The sequence below is a fragment of the Streptomyces sp. NPDC052299 genome (assembly GCF_040679335.1).
GTDB lineage: Bacteria > Actinomycetota > Actinomycetes > Streptomycetales > Streptomycetaceae > Streptomyces.
Genome location: NZ_JBFAUP010000005.1, coordinates 408,898 through 426,224, shown reverse-complemented (window position 1 = coordinate 426,224; position 17,327 = coordinate 408,898). Strand labels below are relative to the sequence as shown.

Annotated in this window: 13 protein-coding genes; 5 read left to right on the top strand and 8 right to left on the bottom strand. The window is 71.8% G+C overall.

Going from position 1 to position 17,327, the window contains the following annotated elements; translation table 11 throughout:
* Positions 1-75: 75 nt before the first annotated feature.
* The 4 genes from AB0L33_RS11800 to pepN form a co-directional block, all read right to left on the bottom strand.
* Entirely contained in the window at positions 76-1,104 is a 1,029-nt protein-coding gene (locus AB0L33_RS11800) for an aspartate-semialdehyde dehydrogenase (protein ID WP_365680108.1), read from the bottom strand.
* 178 nt (positions 1,105-1,282) lie between these two features.
* Positions 1,283-4,591, bottom strand: coding sequence for a S8 family serine peptidase (locus AB0L33_RS11795; protein WP_365680106.1), 3,309 nt, complete (start codon positions 4,589-4,591; stop codon positions 1,283-1,285).
* A gap of 219 nt (positions 4,592-4,810) precedes the next feature.
* Complete coding sequence (locus tag AB0L33_RS11790; protein ID WP_365680104.1) at positions 4,811-5,854, bottom strand: hypothetical protein; 1,044 nt, start codon at positions 5,852-5,854, stop codon at positions 4,811-4,813.
* A gap of 159 nt (positions 5,855-6,013) precedes the next feature.
* On the bottom strand, positions 6,014-8,605 hold the full coding sequence (gene pepN / locus AB0L33_RS11785; protein WP_365680102.1) for an aminopeptidase N: 2,592 nt from the start codon (positions 8,603-8,605) through the stop codon (positions 6,014-6,016).
* 144 nt (positions 8,606-8,749) lie between these two features.
* Between pepN and AB0L33_RS11780 the strand changes: the two genes are divergently transcribed.
* Both AB0L33_RS11780 and AB0L33_RS11775 read left to right on the top strand, forming a co-directional pair.
* Positions 8,750-9,400, top strand: a complete 651-nt coding sequence (locus tag AB0L33_RS11780) for a DsbA family protein (protein WP_365680100.1) — start codon at positions 8,750-8,752, stop codon at positions 9,398-9,400.
* Between the two features lie 111 nt (positions 9,401-9,511).
* Positions 9,512-10,399, top strand: a complete 888-nt coding sequence (locus AB0L33_RS11775) for a DUF4232 domain-containing protein (RefSeq protein ID WP_365680098.1) — start codon at positions 9,512-9,514, stop codon at positions 10,397-10,399.
* Here the strand turns inward: AB0L33_RS11775 and AB0L33_RS11770 are convergent.
* The 4 genes from AB0L33_RS11770 to AB0L33_RS11755 form a co-directional block, all read right to left on the bottom strand.
* Positions 10,390-11,355 carry an aldo/keto reductase gene (locus AB0L33_RS11770; protein ID WP_365680159.1) on the bottom strand — a complete coding sequence of 322 codons (966 nt, stop codon included), beginning with the start codon at positions 11,353-11,355 and terminating at the stop codon, positions 10,390-10,392. The two genes, AB0L33_RS11775 and AB0L33_RS11770, sit on opposite strands and share 10 nt — an antisense overlap.
* Before the next feature lie 90 nt (positions 11,356-11,445).
* Complete coding sequence (locus AB0L33_RS11765; RefSeq protein ID WP_365680096.1) at positions 11,446-12,282, bottom strand: MOSC N-terminal beta barrel domain-containing protein; 837 nt, start codon at positions 12,280-12,282, stop codon at positions 11,446-11,448.
* 163 nt (positions 12,283-12,445) lie between these two features.
* Positions 12,446-13,087: a superoxide dismutase gene (locus AB0L33_RS11760; protein WP_365680094.1), complete on the bottom strand. Its 642-nt coding sequence runs from the start codon at positions 13,085-13,087 to the stop codon at positions 12,446-12,448.
* A 139-nt stretch (positions 13,088-13,226) separates the two neighbouring features.
* Positions 13,227-14,639 carry an amino acid permease gene (locus AB0L33_RS11755; protein ID WP_365680092.1) on the bottom strand — a complete coding sequence of 471 codons (1,413 nt, stop codon included), beginning with the start codon at positions 14,637-14,639 and terminating at the stop codon, positions 13,227-13,229.
* Positions 14,640-15,027: 388 nt separating this feature from the next.
* On the opposite strand from AB0L33_RS11755, the gene AB0L33_RS11750 reads away from it, so the two are divergent.
* From AB0L33_RS11750 to AB0L33_RS11740, 3 genes are all read left to right on the top strand, one after another.
* A complete protein-coding gene (locus AB0L33_RS11750; RefSeq protein WP_365680090.1) occupies positions 15,028-15,621 on the top strand; it encodes a biotin transporter BioY in 594 nt (197 codons plus the stop codon).
* 130 nt (positions 15,622-15,751) lie between these two features.
* On the top strand, positions 15,752-16,240 hold the full coding sequence (locus AB0L33_RS11745) for a ribose-5-phosphate isomerase (RefSeq protein WP_365680088.1): 489 nt from the start codon (positions 15,752-15,754) through the stop codon (positions 16,238-16,240).
* A 246-nt stretch (positions 16,241-16,486) separates the two neighbouring features.
* Complete coding sequence (locus tag AB0L33_RS11740) at positions 16,487-17,296, top strand: DNA-formamidopyrimidine glycosylase family protein (protein WP_365680086.1); 810 nt, start codon at positions 16,487-16,489, stop codon at positions 17,294-17,296.
* Positions 17,297-17,327 lie beyond the last annotated feature (31 nt).

The window sequence follows — 17,327 nt, the reverse complement described above, 5'->3', positions numbered from 1 at the left end:
CCTCTCAAGCCCCTCCGGCGATTGAGGAGCGGGGGCCCGGGGGCAGCGCCCCCGAACCCCCGCGAAACCCCGGCGTCAGCCGGCGAGCTCCGCCGCGACCAGCTCCGCGATCTGGACCGCGTTCAGCGCGGCCCCCTTGCGCAGGTTGTCGTTGGAGACGAACAGCGCCAGACCGTTCTCCACGGTCTCGTCGTTGCGGATGCGCCCCACGTACGACGCGTCCTTGCCCGCGGCCTGCAGCGGCGTCGGGATCTCGGACAGCTCGACGCCCGGCGCGTCCTTCAGCAGCTCGTACGCGCGCTCCACGGAGACCGGCCGGGCGAAGCGGGCGTTGACCTGGAGGGAGTGCCCGGAGAAGACGGGGACGCGGACGCACGTGCCGGAGACCTTCAGCTCCGGGATCTCCAGGATCTTGCGGGACTCGTTGCGGAGCTTCTGCTCCTCGTCCGTCTCGAAGGAGCCGTCGTCCACGATCGACCCGGCCAGCGGCAGCACGTTGAAGGCGATGGGGCGCTTGTAGACGCCCGGCTCCGGGAAGTCCACGGCCGAGCCGTCGTGCGTGAGCTTGTCCGCGTCGGCGACGACCTTGGTGGCCTGGCCGTGCAGCTCGGCGACCCCGGCCAGACCGGACCCGGAGACCGCCTGGTACGTGGCGACGGTCAGCGCTTCGAGCTCCGCCTCCTCGTGCAGCGGGCGCAGCACGGGCATCGCGGCCATCGTGGTGCAGTTCGGGTTGGCGATGATGCCCTTGGGGCGGTCGGCGACCGCGTGCGGGTTGACCTCGGAGACGACCAGCGGGACCTGGGGGTCCTTGCGCCAGGCGGAGGAGTTGTCGATCACGACGGCGCCCTGCGAGGCGACCTTCTCGGCGAGCGCCTTCGAGGTCGCGCCGCCGGCCGAGAACAGCACGATGTCCAGGCCCGTGTAGTCGGCCGTGGCGGCGTCCTCGACGGTGATCTCGCGTCCCTGCCACTCGATGACGGAGCCCGCCGAGCGCGCGGAGGCGAACAGCCGCAGCTCGTCGGCCGGGAACTTCCGCTCGGCCAGGATGCTGCGCATGACTGTGCCTACCTGACCGGTGGCGCCGACGATTCCGACCTTCACAGGAACTCCCTCAGACGTACGAACGGGCACGGTTGCCGGTCCATGATGCGTATGTCCACGCCCGCCTTGTCCAATCCATTGTCCGGCCCGCGGACGAGCGGCGCACAGCACAGTGGGGCGGGTGCCCGGTGAGCACCCGCCCCACTGTCGTACGGATCACATGTTCAGCACCGTGTGGCTACGGCGTGACCTTTTCGATCACGACGCTGCCGGTGCCCGCCGCGGTGCCCCGGGCGTTCACGAGGCCGACCTCGCCGAAGAACTGCCGGCCCTCGGGTGCCGCACCGGCCACCTTCACCTCGGCACCGACCTCGGCCGACGCGCCCGCGGCCAGGTTCACGGTCTTCGACTCGTCCACGGAGATCGTGCCGAGCGACGCGGAGTAGTACACGTCGCGGTAGTCGTACTCGGTGGTCCCGGCCGGGACGTCGTACCCGTCGATGACGACGGTGTACGTGCCGGCGGCCGGCTTCACCAGGCTGACGGACTCCTCGGAACCGGCCGTGGTGGAGGCGCCGACCTCGGCGCTCCCCTTGTACACGTACAGGTCGAGGTCGGCGTTGGCGTCGCTCGTGCCGCCGATGGCGACGTCCAGCTTCTCGACGCCCTCACCGATGGTGACCTCCTTGGTGTACGTGCCACCGGTGGAGATCGACGGGCGCTCGACGTCGGCCGAGCCCAGCGAGCCGCCCTTGAGCTTGGCCTCCAGGGGGCCGGCGTTGTTGGTGACCGTCCAGTCGACCGAGGCCGGGGTGCCGATCTTCGCCTCGGCGATGGTCTGCACGGCCGGGTCGAAGGTCGCGCCGAGCAGCGCCACGTCCAGCTTGTACGGGTTGTCCAGCAGCGGCGACGTGCGCCGGGCCTCGACCTCGATCTCCCAGACACCGGGCTGCGGGTCCGGGTAGGAGCGCGCGTCCGGGCGGCAGGTGTTGGACGGGTTCTCGTAGTTCGGGTAGCAGAACGGCGTACCGCTGTCCTCCATCTGCACCCCGTACGGGTGGATGGAGATGAAGCGGGTCTGGCTGCCCGAGCGCAGGGCGCTCATCGCGACCTCAAGGGTCTTGGCGCCCTCCGGCACGGTCACGAAGTACGACGTGGTGCCGTTGCGCTGCACCGAGCCGGACGCCTTGAACGCGTACGACGGCTTCGCCAGCTCCTTGGAGACGACGACCGTCGTCAGGATCTGCTGGTCGGTGCCGGCGGTCTTCCTGTCGTCCAGCTGCAGGATCGCGCTGTGCACGCCCGCGCTGCCCGGCTTCGCCTGGACCTTGACCGTGACCGGCTTGCCCAGCGGCAGCGAGACCTTCTTGGGGCCCGCCAGCGAGAAGGTGCCGTCGTTGTACTTCCAGGAGAGCTGGTGCTCGACCTTCTTGTCCGGGCCCGTGGTGCGGGTGACCGTGACGTCGTAGGTCTTCTTCTGGCCGGCCTTGAGGCCGCCCTCGCGGTCGTACAGGCCGGTGCCGAAGCCCGGGGTCTTCAGCGCGAAGTCGATCGCGGTGTCGACGGGGGCCTTGACCGTGTACTCGTGCGCCGGGGCGCCCTGCTTCGCGATCAGCTTCCAGGCGTCCACGATGTTGATCAGACCGGCGCCCTGGGCGTGCGCGGGCACGTCCTTGATCTTGGTGGCGGTGCTGGTCAGCGCGGTGCGCAGGTCGGCCGGGGGAAGCTCGATGTGGTTCTGCTTCGCCGCGGACAGCAGCAGCGCGGTCGCGCCGGCGGCCTGCGGGGAGGCCATCGACGTGCCCTGGAGCATGGAGTAGCCGGCCGGCAGGGAGTAGCCCGCCTCCTTGACCGGCGAACCGGGCAGCCAGGTCTGCGTCGAGTTGATCGCCGCGCCGGGCGCGGTCAGGGTCGGCGCGAAGCCGCCGTCCTCACGCGGACCGCGCGAGGAGAACGGCATCATGTCGTACTTCTTGGTGACGTTCGAGCCGTAGTTGGCGGCCCAGGTCTCCTTGGAGACGGAGGCGCCGACCGAGATGACGTGGTCGGCGAGGCCGGGGTCACCGATGGTGTTGACGCCGGGGCCGTCGTTGCCGGCCGAGATGACCAGCTGGACGCCGTAGATGTCGACGAGCCGCTTGTAGAGCTCGGCGCGGGCGTTGTTGCCGTCGTTCAGCGGCGGCAGGCCGCCGATCGACATGTTGACGACGTCGACGCCGCGGTTCACGACGAGGTCGATCATGCCCTCGGTGAGCGCGATGTTGGTGCAGCCGCCGGACCAGGTGCAGGCGCGCGAGGAGACGATCTTCGCGCCGGGCGCGGCACCGTTCATCTTGCCGCCGAACAGGCCGTTGGCGGCGGTGATGCCCGCCACGTGCGTCCCGTGCTCGGACTCGATGACCCCGATGGAGACGTAGTCGGAAATGGCGCCGGCCGCGTTGTAGACGACGTCCTTGCGGTTCTCCACGACGAACGGGATGCGCTCCACGACGTCCGTGCGCGGGTCGTCCTCGCCGAAGTAGGCGACCTGGTGCTTCTCCTTGTACGGCTGGAGAGCGGTGTCGTCGCGGAAGTCGCCGTTGTTGTTCAGGTCGACCCGGGAGGTGCCGCTGACCGGGTCGTACAGCACGGCCCAGGTGTCGGTGGTGTCGCCGTCGCGGTTCAGGTCGCCCGCCATGTCGCCGCCCTTGGTGGCGGCCTCGGCGAACAGGCTGATCCGGTACGAGCCCTTGGGCGCGTTGTAGGTGCGTCCCTTGTACGTGAACACCGGACCGGAGACGGCGTCCGTCATCCGCAGCCAGGTGCCGTCGCCGTCGCTCACCGGGTCGGTGGCGGTCACCCAGTCGGTGATCTTGCGCTCACCGGTGGTGGTCTTCTGGAGCGCCGGGTGCGCGATGTCGACGCCCGCGTCCAGGACGCCGATGGTGATCCCGCGGCCGTCCGCCTTCGGGTGCTGCTTCACGAAGTCGACCGCGCCCGTCTCGAAGGACGGGTTGTACGGGTTCTTCGCCGGTGTGTTCTTGCCGGGGGCCGGGTAGCTGCCGGTGGACTTCACCGTGCTCCTGGCGCCGGTCGCCCGGTCGGCCGCGGGCGTCGGGTCGTCCAGCATGATCTCCTGCTTGAGATCGATGCCGTGGACGGAGCTGAGCTTCGACGCCGCCTTGATGGTGGCCTCGGCGGTCGCGGTCGGCACGGTCGCCCGTACGTAGCCCAGCTTGTCGTAGGCCCGTCCCAGCACGGAGCCCTTGACGGCGTCCAGCTGCTTGGTGACCTGCTCGGTCGCGCCGGGGGCGGTCGCGACCATCATCGTGACGTTCTTCTCGCCCTTGGCCTTGGCCTTGGTCAGGACCTCGGCGTCGGCGGTGCCCAGCTTGTCCGCGGGGGCGGTGCCGGCGGCCTTGACGGGGGCGGAGGCCGGGTCGTCGGCGGCGAAGACGGGGGCGACACCGCTGGCGGCCAGAGCGGCCACCAGACCGGCGGCGGCCGCCACCCGGGCCGCGCGTCTCGCTCCGGGTATGGAACCGGGGGATTCGGAGGTCATCAGCATCCCTGTATGTGAAAGAGAGAGTCCGGAAATCGGTACCGGATGACCGCTCACCCTTTCGTAAATGACAGGGGTTTGTGGAGAGTTGTGGGGGGCTTGTTGAGCACATGGCGGAATTCCGCCACTGGTGCGGAAGCGTCAGCAGGAACGAACGGGGCGATACGGGACGCAATTTCAGCCATGACGGCGCGAGGTCGTGAGGCGTGGGTGTGGGGCGCCGGTTCAGCGGGGAAGGATCATCACGTACGCCGCCGGTTCCCGGTCCGCCGCGGCCATCAGCGCTGTCCGGACCACGGCCGCCTGCTGCCCGGGTGCGTCCCGCAGCTTCCTCGGCGTGACGTGCACGACGGTGACGCCGAGCCGTTCCAGGTGCTCCCGCCGCGCCGCGTACGCCGACCACTCGGCCTCGTGCTCCTCGTCCTGGCGGCTGTGGCGCGGGGCCCTGGTCTCCAGCTCCAAGGCCACCGCCTCGTCCGGCCAGTAGGCGTCCACGCGGCCCAGGTGCGGGCCGCCGGGCAGTCGCAGGTCCACGTTCCACAGCGGCTCCGCGAGCCCGTGCGCGCGCACCATGGCGTACAGCCGCTCCTCCGCCATCGCCCGGCCCTCCGCGAGCAGCGAGTCGACCGCGCCGACCACCTGCGGCCTGCCGAGCACCTTCGCCCGGTTCAGCTCGCCCACCAGCACCGCCGGTTCGCAGTGGCCGCCGCGCACCGCCTCGGTGAGCAGCCGGCGCACCGTCACCGCGTCCCCCAGCCCGGCCACCGCGTCCGCCAGCGCCCGTGCCACCGGGGCCACCGGTAGCCCGTCCACCCACTCCGGCACCGGCGGTTCGGCGGTCCGCAGCAGCCGGGCGTACCCGGCCGAGCGCAGCCGCCGCACCCGGGGCACCAGCACGTCGACCCACTCCACGGAGGCGGCGGGCGGCGCGGCGGCGAAGCCGTACAACGAGAGCGCGGCGAGGCCGGTGAGCACCGCGTCGCCGTACGCCGGGTCCTCGGGCCGCGATGGGGCCGGGCGCCGACCGGAGGCCGGCGGGCGGCCCCCGTACAGCAGGGCGGCCCGCAGCCGCTCCCGGCCGCTGAGCGGGCCGGGGTGCAGGACGAAGACGCCGGGCAGCGGCTGCTGCCACGGTCCGCCGTCCCCGCACCGCTCCGCGGCCCGCCCGACGGGCACGCCCATCGCCTTCAACTGGGCGGCGGAGACGACGCGTTGACGCCCACGGGTGGGAACGGAGCGGCCGGAGTGAAGCGGGGTGTTCTGGGTCATGCTCCGGTGTATCCCGCCGACGGCCGGAACTTTAACCGTTGTTACAGGCCCGTCGACATACCCGGACAAGGACACCGTCCCGCATCGGCAACCCGGCCCGTCCGGCGTTCGGGAACGGGCCCTCGCCCGGGTCCGGCCACGGGCGAGGACCCCCGGCCGTCAGGCCACCGAATCCGCAGCCTGCGCCCGCAGCGCGCGGGCCAGGTCGTCCCGGGCCTCCAGCACCAGCCGCCGCAGCGCCGGTGCCGCGTCCGCCCGGGCCGCCAGCCACGCGTCGGTCGTCTCCAGCGTCGCCGGGTCGTCCTGGAGGGACGGGAACAGCCCCTTGACCACGGCCATCCCGATCTGGATCGACCGCTCGGCCCAGACCCGCTCGATCGCCTCGAAGTACCGCGCGGCGTACGGCGCCAGCAGCTCCCGCTGGGAGGACTGCGCGAAGCCCGCGATCGTCGCCTCCACCAGCGCGTTGGACAGCGCGTCCGACTCCACGACGTCCGCCCACGCGCGGGCCTTCACCTCGGCGGACGGCCGCGAGGCCAGGCACCGCACGTGGTGCCGCTTGCCGGACGCCGTGTCGTCCCGGGCCAGCTCCGCGTCGACCGCCGCCTCGTCGGCCGCGCTGTGCGCGGCCAGCGGCGACAGGAACGCCCAGCGCAGCTCCTGGTCGACGTCGAGCCCGTCGATCCGGGCGGTGCCGTCGAGCAGCCCGGCCAGCAGCTGGAAGTCGGAGTCCGACGCGGCGACCGACGCGAAGAACCGGGCCCAGGCGAGCTGGTGCTCGCTGCCCGGATCGGCGAGCCGCAGTTCGCCGAGCGCGCCCTCGGCCAGCGCCCGGCCGCCCTCCTCGCGCCACGCGGGGGCCGCGTAGTTCACGAGCGCGCCGCGCGTCCAGGCGTGCAGCATCTGAAGGACGCCGATGTCCGTCTCGCGCCCGGCGAAGGCCAGGACCAGCGAGACGAAGTCGCGGGCCGGCATCAGCCCGTCCCGGGTCAGGTTCCACAGGGCGGACCAGCACAGCGCCCGGGCCAGCGGGTCCGTGATGTCGCCCAGGTGCGCGCGCAGGGTGGCGAGCGACACCTCGTCGAAGCGGACCTTGCAGTACGTCAGGTCGTCGTCGTTGACGAGGATCAGCTCGGGCCGCTCGGCCCCCGCCAGCTCCTCGATCACGGTGCGCGGACCCGACACGTCCGCCTCGGCGCGCGCGTAACGCACCAGCTCACCCGCGGTGTTGCGGCTGTAGAGGCCCACGGCGACGCGGTGGGGGCGCAGCTCCGGGTGGGACTCGGCGGCCTCCTGGAGGACGGCGAGCTCGGTGATCCGGCCGGCCGCGTCGTAGGTGGCGACCGGCGTCAGCGAGTCGACGCCCGCGGTCTGGAGCCAGGAGCGGGACCAGGCGGTCATGTCCCGGCCGGACGTCTCGGACAGCACCGACAGCAGGTCCCCGAGCCGGGTGTTCCCGTACGCGTGCTTCTTGAAGTAGCGCCGGGCACCCTCCAGGAACGCCTCGCGCCCCACGTACGCCACGAGCTGCTTGAGGACGGAGGCGCCCTTGGCGTACGTGATGCCGTCGAAGTTCAGCTTGGCGTCCTCCAGGTCACGGATGTCGGCCGTGATCGGGTGCGTGGACGGCAGCTGGTCGGCGCGGTAGGCCCAGGACTTGCGGCTGTTGGCGAAGGTGATCCAGCCGTCCTCGAAGCGCGTGGCCTCCACCATGGCGAAGACGCCCATGAAGTCGGCGAACGACTCCTTGAGCCACAGGTCGTCCCACCACTGCATGGTGACGAGGTCCCCGAACCACATGTGCGCCATCTCGTGCAGGATGACGTTGGCCCGGCCCTCGTACGCCGCCTGCGTCACCTTGCCGCGGAAGATGTACTCCTCGCGGAACGTGACACAGCCCGGGTTCTCCATCGCGCCGAGGTTGTACTCCGGCACGAACGCCTGGTCGTACTTGCCGAACGGGTACGGGTAGTCGAAGTTGTCGTGGAAGAAGTCCAGGCCCTGCTTGGTGATCAGGAAGATGTCGTCGGCGTCGAAGTGCTTGGCGAGCCCCTTGCGGCACATCGCGCCGAGCGGGATCTCCAGCGTCGTGCCGTCCTCGAAGGTCCGGCTGTACGAGTCGGTGACGTAGTGGTACGGACCGGCGACGACCGCCGTGATGTACGTGGAGATCGGCTCGGTCTCCGCGAACCGCCACACCCCGCCCTCGCGGGACTCCTCGGCGCCGTTGCTCCACACCGTCCACTCGGCGGGGGCCGTGACGCGGAAGCGGTACGGGGCCTTGAGGTCGGGCTGCTCGAAGTTGGCGAAGACGCGGCGGGCGTCCGCCGGCTCGTACTGGGTGTAGAGGTAGACCTCGCCGTCCTCCGGGTCCACGAAGCGGTGCATGCCCTCGCCGGTCCGGCTGTACGCGCACTGCGCGTCGACCACCAGGACGTGCTCGCCCTCCGTCAGGTCCGCCAGGGCGATCCGCGCCCCGTCGAACACGGCCGCCGGGTCCAGCGCGGTGCCGTCCAGCGTCACGGCGTTGACGGAGGGGGCGATGAGGTCCGCGAAGGTCGAGGCGCCGCCGCGCGCCGCGCGGAACCGGATCGTCGTCACCGAGCGGAAGGTCAGCGGACCGTCCGCCGTGTCGTCCCGGCCGGGGCCGCCGGTCGCGGAGCGGACGTCGAGTTCGACGTCGTAACCGTCGACGGTCAGCAGCTCGGCCCGCTCACGGGCCTCGTCTCGGGACAGGTTCTCGCCGGGCACGGCACACTCCTTTGTGTCACGTTCGAATAGTTTGATCCTCCCATGCCGCGTTCCGGACCCGCGGGCGGGAATGGCCGGAGCGTCGTCCGGTGTTCTGGCGCACAGACGTGTTCACCGACGCGATCCGCCCGTTCGAGGAGAGAGATGTCTGACAACAGCACGGCGACCGGCAGGACCCCCGTCGACTTCTGGTTCGACCCGCTCTGCCCCTGGGCCTGGATGACCTCCCGCTGGATGCTGGAGGTGGAGAAGGTCCGCGACGTCGAGGTCCGCTGGCACGTCATGAGCCTGGCCGTGCTCAACGAGGACCGGCTCGACGAGCTGCCCGCCGAGTACCGCGACATGCTGGAGAACAAGGCGTGGGGCCCGGTCCGCGTCGTCGTCGCCGCCCAGCAGCTGCACGGCGACGAGGTCGTCGGTCCCCTCTACACCGCGCTCGGCACCCGCTTCCACAACCGTGGCGAGGGCCCGACCCGCGAAGCCGTCGAGAGCGCCCTCAAGGACGTCGGCCTCCCCGTCGAGCTCGCCGACCACGCGGACTCCGACACCTACGACACCGAGCTGCGCGCCTCCCACAAGGAGGGCATCGAGAAGGTGGGCCAGGAGGTCGGCACCCCGGTCATCGCCGTCCCCGGCGCGGACGGCGAGCAGATCGCCTTCTTCGGCCCGGTCGTCACCCCGGCCCCCAAGGGCGAGGAGGCCGCGAAGCTCTGGGACGGCACCCTGATGGTCGCCTCGATCCCCGGCTTCTACGAGATCAAGCGCACCCGCACCCAGGGCCCGATCTTCGACTGACCGTCAGTCCGGCGGCGGGGAGCCCTCCCCGCCGCCGGCTGTGACGCCACCGTGACGCGATATGTGACCTGGCGCACAGCCCGCCCGGCCCCGCTTTGATCTTCTGGGCGGATGCGCCCCGCCCCCGTCCTCGCCCTGTGTGCCGCCCTCGCGAGCACCGCGCTGCTCACCGGATGCGGGAAGGAGACCGCCGGGGCCTCCGCCTCGCCCGCCGCGACCTGTGCCTCCCTCGCGCCGCTCCCCGACCCCGCCGGGCGGACCTGGGACAACGTCCGGGTGGTCAGTGGCGAGTGCGGCCCCTCCGGCGCCCCGTCCACCGGGTTCGAGGTCACCAACACGGACGACGAACCGCTCACCTTCACCATCACGTTCACCCTGGTCAACGGGTTCGGCGAGGCCATGGACACCCTCACGCGCACCGTCGAGGCGGTCGGCCCCGGCCGGACCGTGCGGCGGCCCCTGGACGCGGAGGACGGGCCGGGCTCGGCCCGCGCGTACCGGGCCCGGATCACGAAGGTGCGGGCCGTTCCGGCGGACGGGGCGGGCGGCGACTGCCCGTCCTCCGGGGTCCGCGTCACCAACGACCGGGGCGACGCCGCGATGGGCCTGCGCGTCGTGGGCATCCACCTCGCCAACTGCGGGACCACCGACTACGAGCTGAACGGCTACCCGTCGCTCCGGCTCCTCGACGAGGACCGCGAGCCGGTGACCGGGGTGAAGATCCTGCACGGCACCACCGCGATCTCCACCGGCATCGGCGGCGACGCCGAGCCCCGCCGGGTCACGCTGCGCCCGGGCGAGAGCGCGTACGCCAACCTCGCCTGGCGGAACACCACCACGGACGGCGACCCGGTCGACGCCCCTTACGTCGAGGTCACCGCGAAGCCCGGGGCAGCGCCCGTGACGGTCACCCCGGAGCTGGACCTCGGCACCACGGGCCGGCTCGGCGTGAGCCCGTGGACCAAGACCCCGGCGGACGCGGCCGTCCCTCAGGAGTAGAAGTTGCGCGGCCAGCCGTGCTTGGCCAGGACCGCCAGCTGCTCCGCGGTGAGCGGCTGTCCGTCGCTGAGCGCGGTGTTGCGCTCCACGTTCCGGACGCTGCGCATCCCCGGGATCACCGTGGAGACCGCCGGGTGGCTCAGGACGAACCGCAGGGCGTGCTCCGCGATCGCGTCCGGCTCGATGCCCAGGTCCGCCACGATCGCCGCGACGCGCCGCTCGACCTGGGCCGGGCGGTCGCCCCGGAAGTAGCGGTTGCGGAAGTCGCCCTCGGGGAACGTCGAGTCCGCGGTGATCCGGCCGGTCAGCCCGCCCTCGTCCAGCGCGACCCGGACGATCACCCCGACACCGTGCTCCGCGCAGGCCGGCAGCAGCTCCTCGGCCGGGGCCTGGTCGAACACGTTGTAGATGACCTGCACGCTGTCCACGGCCCCGCTGCGCACCAGCGCGACCGCGCTTTCCGGCGCATGGTCGTTGACGGAGACCCCGAACAGGCGGATCTTGCCCTCCTGCTTCAGCGCCGCGACCGTCTCCAGCCAGTCCCCGCGCCCCAGCCATTCGTCGTTCCAGACGTGGAACTGGAGCACGTCGAAGTGGTCCAGGCCGGACGCGGCGAGGCTGGTCTCCAGGCTGCTGCGGATGTGCTCCCCGGGAAACGCGTCCGCCGGGTCCGTGCCGTCCGCCGCCGGCCACACCTGGTTCTTCGGAGGCACCTTGGTCGCGACCAGCACCTCGTCACCGGCCCGTTCGCGGACCACCTGCCCGACGATGCGCTCGCTCTCGCCGTAGCCGCGCGCGGTGTCGATGAGGTTCACACCGAGGTCGACGGCCCGGTGCAGGGCGCGCAGCGACTCGTCCCGCGTCGCCCCCACCCAGCTGGACTCCCCGATGCCCCAGGCTCCGTAGCCGATCTCGGACACCGAAAGTCCGCTGCGACCCAGCTCGCGGTAGCGCACAGTCATCCTCCACGTCGTCGTCCGTTTTTGGGCAAACCAGCACGACGATAGGGGAGTTGCCGGGGGCGGGCAGCTGGTTTTACGGGGCGATCAGCTCACCGGACTGTGCACGGAGACCGGGTCGCCGACCCGCACCACGCCCTCGCGGACCACCGCGTTCTTCGCACCGAAGCTGAGCTTGTTGCCGAACTCCGGCTCCCTGCGGTACGTGGCCAGCGTGCGCACCGGCTCCGGCCCGGCGCGGCGGCCGGTCCGCTGGTCGATGAGCGGGACGCCGCACCGGATCGCCTTGACCGAGTGGGCGAGTCCGGCGGTGCCCACGGTCATCCGCGCCACCCGGTCCTCGAAGTGCGGCTCGTCGTCACCGGTCAGCACGATGTTGGGCCGGAAGCGGTCCATGGGCACGGGCGCGGCGTCGCCCCGGGCCGCGATGCGGGCGTTGAGCCCGGCCAGCGAGGCGGTCGAGGTGACCAGGACCGCGTGCGCGTCGCCGAAGTTGACCTTGCCGGGGGTCTCGCCCCAGCCGTCCCGGTCGAAGCCGGGGACCACGCGGACCAGGCGGCACGCGGCCCCGAGTGCGTCGGAGAACCACTGCGCGGCCTCGTCGCCCTGGTCGACGGCCTCCCCGAGGTCCCGGCCGAACATGCTGACCTCGCGGCGGGGGCCGTCCGGCACCACCTCCAGGCGCAGCGGCCCGACGGCCTCGGCGGTCAGGCCGAGGGCCGCCCCGGCGTCGAGGACCCGGACTCCGACCGCCGCCATCGCGGGGTGGGTGCGCTGGCTGCGGAACGTGCCGTCGGCCGCGTCGACCACCATGAACGTCCGGTCGTGCTCCAGGCCGGTGACGGTGACCCGCGCGGATTCGGTCCGGGTCCCGGCGCAGCCCTTGACCGGGTAGTACACCAGCTCGTGGACGGTGATCGTCATGACGTGTTCCTCATGCCGGACATCATGGCAGCCGGGACGTACGACAGGGAGGCCCCCGCCTGTCACGTCCAGGCGGGGGCCTCCCCTTCATCCGCCTGCCAGGTGAAGGGTGAGAAGACGATCACGAGGCAGGACGTCCGGCGGCCCCGGCCGGGGCGTCGGCTCAGGGGGCGAGCAGCAGCACGTCCGCGCGCTCCTTGGCGGCGGCGTAGCGCTTCGCCACGTCCTGCCAGTTGACGACGGCCCACATCGCCTCGATGAAGTCGACCTTCTGGTTCTTGTACTGGAGGTAGAAGGCGTGCTCCCAGGCGTCGAAGACCAGGATCGGGGTGGAGCCCTGGCCCACGTTGCCCTGGTGGTCGTAGACCTGCTCCACGATCAGCCGGCCGCTGACCGGCTCGTACGCGAGGACGCCCCAGCCCGAGCCCTGCGTGGTGGCCGCGGCCTTCGTCAGCTGGGACTTGAAGCCGGCGAAGGAGCCGAAGGACTCGGTGATCGCGTCCGCGAGGTCGCCGACACCGTCCGCGGCCAGCGGCTCGCCGCCGCCGTCACCGGTCATGTTGTGCCAGTAGATCGAGTGCAGGATGTGGCCGGACAGGTGAAAGGCGAGGTTCTTCTGGAGGCCGTTGATGGCTCCCCAGGCCTCCTTGTCGCGGGCCTCCTCCAACTGCTCCAGGGTGTCGTTGGCGCCCTTCACGTACGCGGCGTGGTGCTTGTCGTGGTGGAGCTCGATGATCTGCGGGTTGATGACCGGTTCGAGCGCGGCGTAGTCGTACGGGAGTTCCGGGAGCGTGTACGTGGCCATTGGTTTCGAACCCTCCAACTGCTGACAAGTTGTTATTGCAAGTTCTATGCAACAGCAGGCTAACAGCAGGAACGTGAAACACCGGGTCAGCCCTTCGGCTTAGGACCCGGTGTTTCGTACCGCTGTGTGGGGGTTCGGCTCAGACTCCGGCGCGCCGCCGTTGGCGTACGGCCCCGATCATTGCGAGGACCACCGTCAGCGCCCCCGACGCCAGGAGCTGGTCGCGGGTCGAGGGCTGGCGGAGCATCAGGACGAAGATGCCGGCCATGGCGAGCAGCGCCACCACGGTCAGCCCCGGGAACAGCCACATCCGCACCACCAGCTTCTCGGGCGCCTCGCGCTCCAGGCGGGCCCGCAGGACCAGCTGGGAGACGGCGATGAAGATCCAGACGACCAGGATCACCGCCCCGGTCATGTTCAGCAGCCAGGGGAAGACGTCGTCCGGGCGCCAGTAGCTCAGCAGCACGCACAGGAAGCCGAAGACGGACGAGACCAGCACCGCCGTGCGCGGCACCCCGCCGGAGACCCGGCCGAGCCGCTTCGGGCCCTGGCCGCGCGCCACCAGCGAGCAGGCCATGCGCGAGGCGCCGTAGATGTTGGCGTTCATCGCGGAGAGCAGGGCGACCAGGATGACGACGTTCATGATCTGTGCCGCCTGCCCGATGCCGAGGTGGTCGAGCGCCGCGTAGAACGGGCCGACGTCCACCACCTTCGGGTCGTCCCAGGGCACGAGCGTGACGACGACCGCCATCGAGCCCACGTAGAACAGCGCGATCCGCCACATCGCCGTCCGCACGGCCTTGGCGACGCCCCGCACCGGGTCCTCGGACTCCGCGGCGGCGATGGTGACCGTCTCCAGGCCGCCGTACGCGAAGACGGAGGCGAGCAGCCCGATGACCAGACCGTCCGGGCCGTTCGGCAGGAAGCCGCCCTCGCCGCTGAGGTTGGCGGTCCCCGGCGCGTCGGTGCCCGGCAGGACGCCCAGGACCGCCAGCACGCCCAGCACCAGGAACAGCGTGATCGCGGTGACCTTGAGGGCGGCGAACCAGAACTCGAACTCGCCGAACTTCGTCACCGAGGCCAGGTTCGTGCCCAGGAACACCACCATGAACAGCGCCACCCAGGCCCACTCCGGGGTCCCCGGCAGCCAGCCCGTCACGATCTTGGCCGCGCCGATCCCCTCCAGGCCGACGGCCGTGCACAGCAGCACCCAGAACGCCCAGCCCGCCGTGAACCCGGCCCACGGCCCGATCGCCCGCTCGGCGTGCACCGAGAACGAGCCGGACGCCGGATTGGCCGCCGACATCTCGCCGAGCATCCGCATCACGAGCATCACCAGCAGCCCCGAGACGGCGTACGCGATGACGATCGAGGGGCCCGCGGCGGCGATGCCCGCGCCGGAGCCGACGAAGAGCCCGGCGCCGATGACACCGCCCAGGGCGATCATCGAGAGGTGGCGCTGCTTCAGCCCGTGCGACAGGGACGAGTCGGGGCCGGTGTCCGGCGCGGTGGCCGGGGAGCCGGTGGGGGAGGGCGCGGAGGTCCGGAACATGGACGAGCTCTGTTCGGTCGGCGAGACGGGGGACGTCCGCCCAGTCTGGCCACGTGATCCGTTCACCGGTAACCACCGTCCGCTATACGGTCACCGGGTCCACACCGGGTGCGCACGCGGCGGCGGACGGTGGGCCACCGTCACGTACCGCGCTTTTAGAGGGAGTTCACAGTCCCCCTTCCGCGCGCCTTCCCGGCCGGCAGCGGAAGCATCCCCGCCCACCTCCGTGACAAGCATCACGCTCCGCGATGATTGCGCCGCCCTCCTTGTGCGAACCCCACCAACGCCCGGAACGCCGCTTTGTGGGCCGCTGACGGTGATCGGGCACGGCCCGGTCGGATAGCGTCACGGTCAGTCCCTCTCCACCCTCACCCACGCGGAGTCCCCGATGAGCACTGCTGCCGCCCCCGCCCGCACCGGGACGGTCCTCGCCGACCTGCTCCCCGCCGCCCGGCACCGCTACGCCGTGGACACCGCCCTCGTCCTCGGCGGCGCCGCGCTCACCGGCATCGCCGCCCAGATCGCCGTGCCGGTCCCGGGCTCCCCGGTCCCGGTCACCGGCCAGACCTTCGCGGCCCTCCTCGTCGGCACCGCGCTCGGCGCCCGCCGCGGCTTCCTCTCGATGGCCGTGTACGCCCTCGTCGGCATGGCGGGCATGCCGTGGTTCTCGGCCGGCAGCTCCGGTCCGGGCGGCGCCTCCTTCGGCTACGTCCTCGGCATGCTCCTGGCCGCCACCGTCGTCGGCGGCCTGGCCCGGCGCGGCGGCGACCGCTCGGCGCTGCGCACGGCCGGGACGATGGTCCTCGGCTCGGCGATCATCTACGCGGTCGGCGTGCCGTACCTGGCGCTGTCCACCGGCATGTCGGCGAGCGCCGCGATCGCCGCGGGCCTGACCCCGTTCCTGCTCGGCGACGCGCTGAAGGCGGCGCTCGCCATGGGTGCGCTGCCCGCCTCCTGGAAGCTCCTGGGCCGCCGGGGCTGACCCCGCGACACCTCTGACGGAGGCCCGCCGACCGCACCGCGGAACGGCGGGCCTCCGCGCGTCTGCCCGGCACCGGGCACACCGCACCCCTTCGTCGGCGCCCCGGCGCCGCACGTGCCACACTCCTCCCATGCGCGTGTACCTCGGATCCGACCATGCCGGTTACGAACTCAAGAACCACCTCGTCGAGTGGCTCAAGGCCCAGGGCCACGAGGCCGTCGACTGCGGTCCCCACATCTACGACGCCCAGGACGACTACCCGCCGTTCTGCCTCCGCGCCGCCGAGAAGACGGCCGCCGACCCGGACAGCCTCGGCATCGTGATCGGCGGCTCCGGCAACGGGGAGCAGATCGCCGCCAACAAGGTGAAGGGCGTCCGCGCCGCACTCGCCTGGAGCGAGCAGACCGCCGCGCTCGGCCGCGAGCACAACAACGCCAACGTGATCTCCATCGGCGGCCGGATGCACACGGTCGAGGAGTCCACCAAGTTCGTGGAGATCTTCCTCTCCACCCCGTACTCCGGCGAGGAGCGGCACACCCGCCGCATCGACATGCTCACCGCGTACGAGAACACCGGCGAGCTCCCCCCGATCCCCGCCCACCACCCGCAGCAGGGCTGACCAGCGGGGCCTGTGTCGACTTCCCCGCCTGCCTCACGACGCCTGGCACGGCACCTCGCCGCACGGCCGCTTCACCCGAGTACGTCCAGTACGAGGGCGAAACGGCCGCGCGGCGATGCACCGCACCAGACGCCGCAAGGCCGCCCTCCGGGCGACGGCGGGGAACTCGACACAGACCCCTGTGCCGCCGGTCCGTCCGGCGGCACAGCCATGTCCGACCCCGTACCGCCCAGGAGACCCGCCACCGTGCCCGAGGGACACACGATCCACCGCCTCGCCGCGGACCACCGTGAGCGCTTCGCCGGGCGGCCGGTGCGGGCGAGCAGCCCGCAGGGCAAGTTCTCCGACAGCGCCGCCCTGCTCGACGGCCACGTCCTGGACACCGCCGACGCCCACGGCAAGCACCTCTTCCTCGGCTTCGGCGAGACCGGCTGGGTCCACATCCACCTCGGCCTCTTCGGCAAGCTCGGCTTCGGCACGGTCCCGGCCCCGCCGCCCACCGACACCGTCCGGCTGCGCCTGGTGAACGACGCGCACCACGCGGACCTGCGCGGCCCGACCACCTGCGCCCTGATCACGGACGCCGAGAAGCGCGCGATACACGACCGCCTCGGCCCGGACCCGCTGCGCGCCGGGGAGGACGGCGAACGCGCCTGGCAGCGGATCTCCCGCAGCCGGATCACCGTCGCCGCCCTGCTGATGGACCAGAAGGTCATCGCGGGCGTCGGCAACGTCTACCGCGCCGAGGTCCTGTTCCGGCACGGCATCGACCCGTACCGGGCGGGCAAGGACCTCACCCGGCGCGAGTGGGACGCGATCTGGGCGGACCTGCGCGCGCTGATGCGCGAGGGCGTACGGAACAACCGGATCGACACCGTCCGCCCCGAGCACCTGCCCGAGGCGATGGGCCGCCCGCCGCGCGTGGACGACCACGGCGGCGAGGTCTACGTCTACCGGCGCGCCCGCCAGGGCTGCCACATCTGCGGCACCGAGATCCGCACCGCCGACCTGGCCGCCCGCAACCTCTTCTGGTGCCCCGGCTGCCAGTCCGCGTAATCCGCACGCGCTACCCATCAGTACGGCACCG

What these genes read in the sequence shown, in the direction of transcription:
- AB0L33_RS11760 (WP_365680094.1), bottom strand. Translation starts at nt 13,087, where the DNA reads ATGGCCACGTACACGCTCCCGGAACTCCCGTACGACTACGCCGCGCTC.
- AB0L33_RS11750 (WP_365680090.1), top strand. Translation starts at nt 15,028, where the DNA reads ATGAGCACTGCTGCCGCCCCCGCCCGCACCGGGACGGTCCTCGCCGAC.
- AB0L33_RS11745 (WP_365680088.1), top strand. Translation starts at nt 15,752, where the DNA reads ATGCGCGTGTACCTCGGATCCGACCATGCCGGTTACGAACTCAAGAAC.
- AB0L33_RS11780 (WP_365680100.1), top strand. Translation starts at nt 8,750, where the DNA reads ATGTCTGACAACAGCACGGCGACCGGCAGGACCCCCGTCGACTTCTGG.
- AB0L33_RS11775 (WP_365680098.1), top strand. Translation starts at nt 9,512, where the DNA reads ATGCGCCCCGCCCCCGTCCTCGCCCTGTGTGCCGCCCTCGCGAGCACC.
- AB0L33_RS11790 (WP_365680104.1), bottom strand. Translation starts at nt 5,854, where the DNA reads ATGACCCAGAACACCCCGCTTCACTCCGGCCGCTCCGTTCCCACCCGT.
- AB0L33_RS11795 (WP_365680106.1), bottom strand. Translation starts at nt 4,591, where the DNA reads ATGCTGATGACCTCCGAATCCCCCGGTTCCATACCCGGAGCGAGACGC.
- AB0L33_RS11765 (WP_365680096.1), bottom strand. Translation starts at nt 12,282, where the DNA reads ATGACGATCACCGTCCACGAGCTGGTGTACTACCCGGTCAAGGGCTGC.
- AB0L33_RS11755 (WP_365680092.1), bottom strand. Translation starts at nt 14,639, where the DNA reads ATGTTCCGGACCTCCGCGCCCTCCCCCACCGGCTCCCCGGCCACCGCG.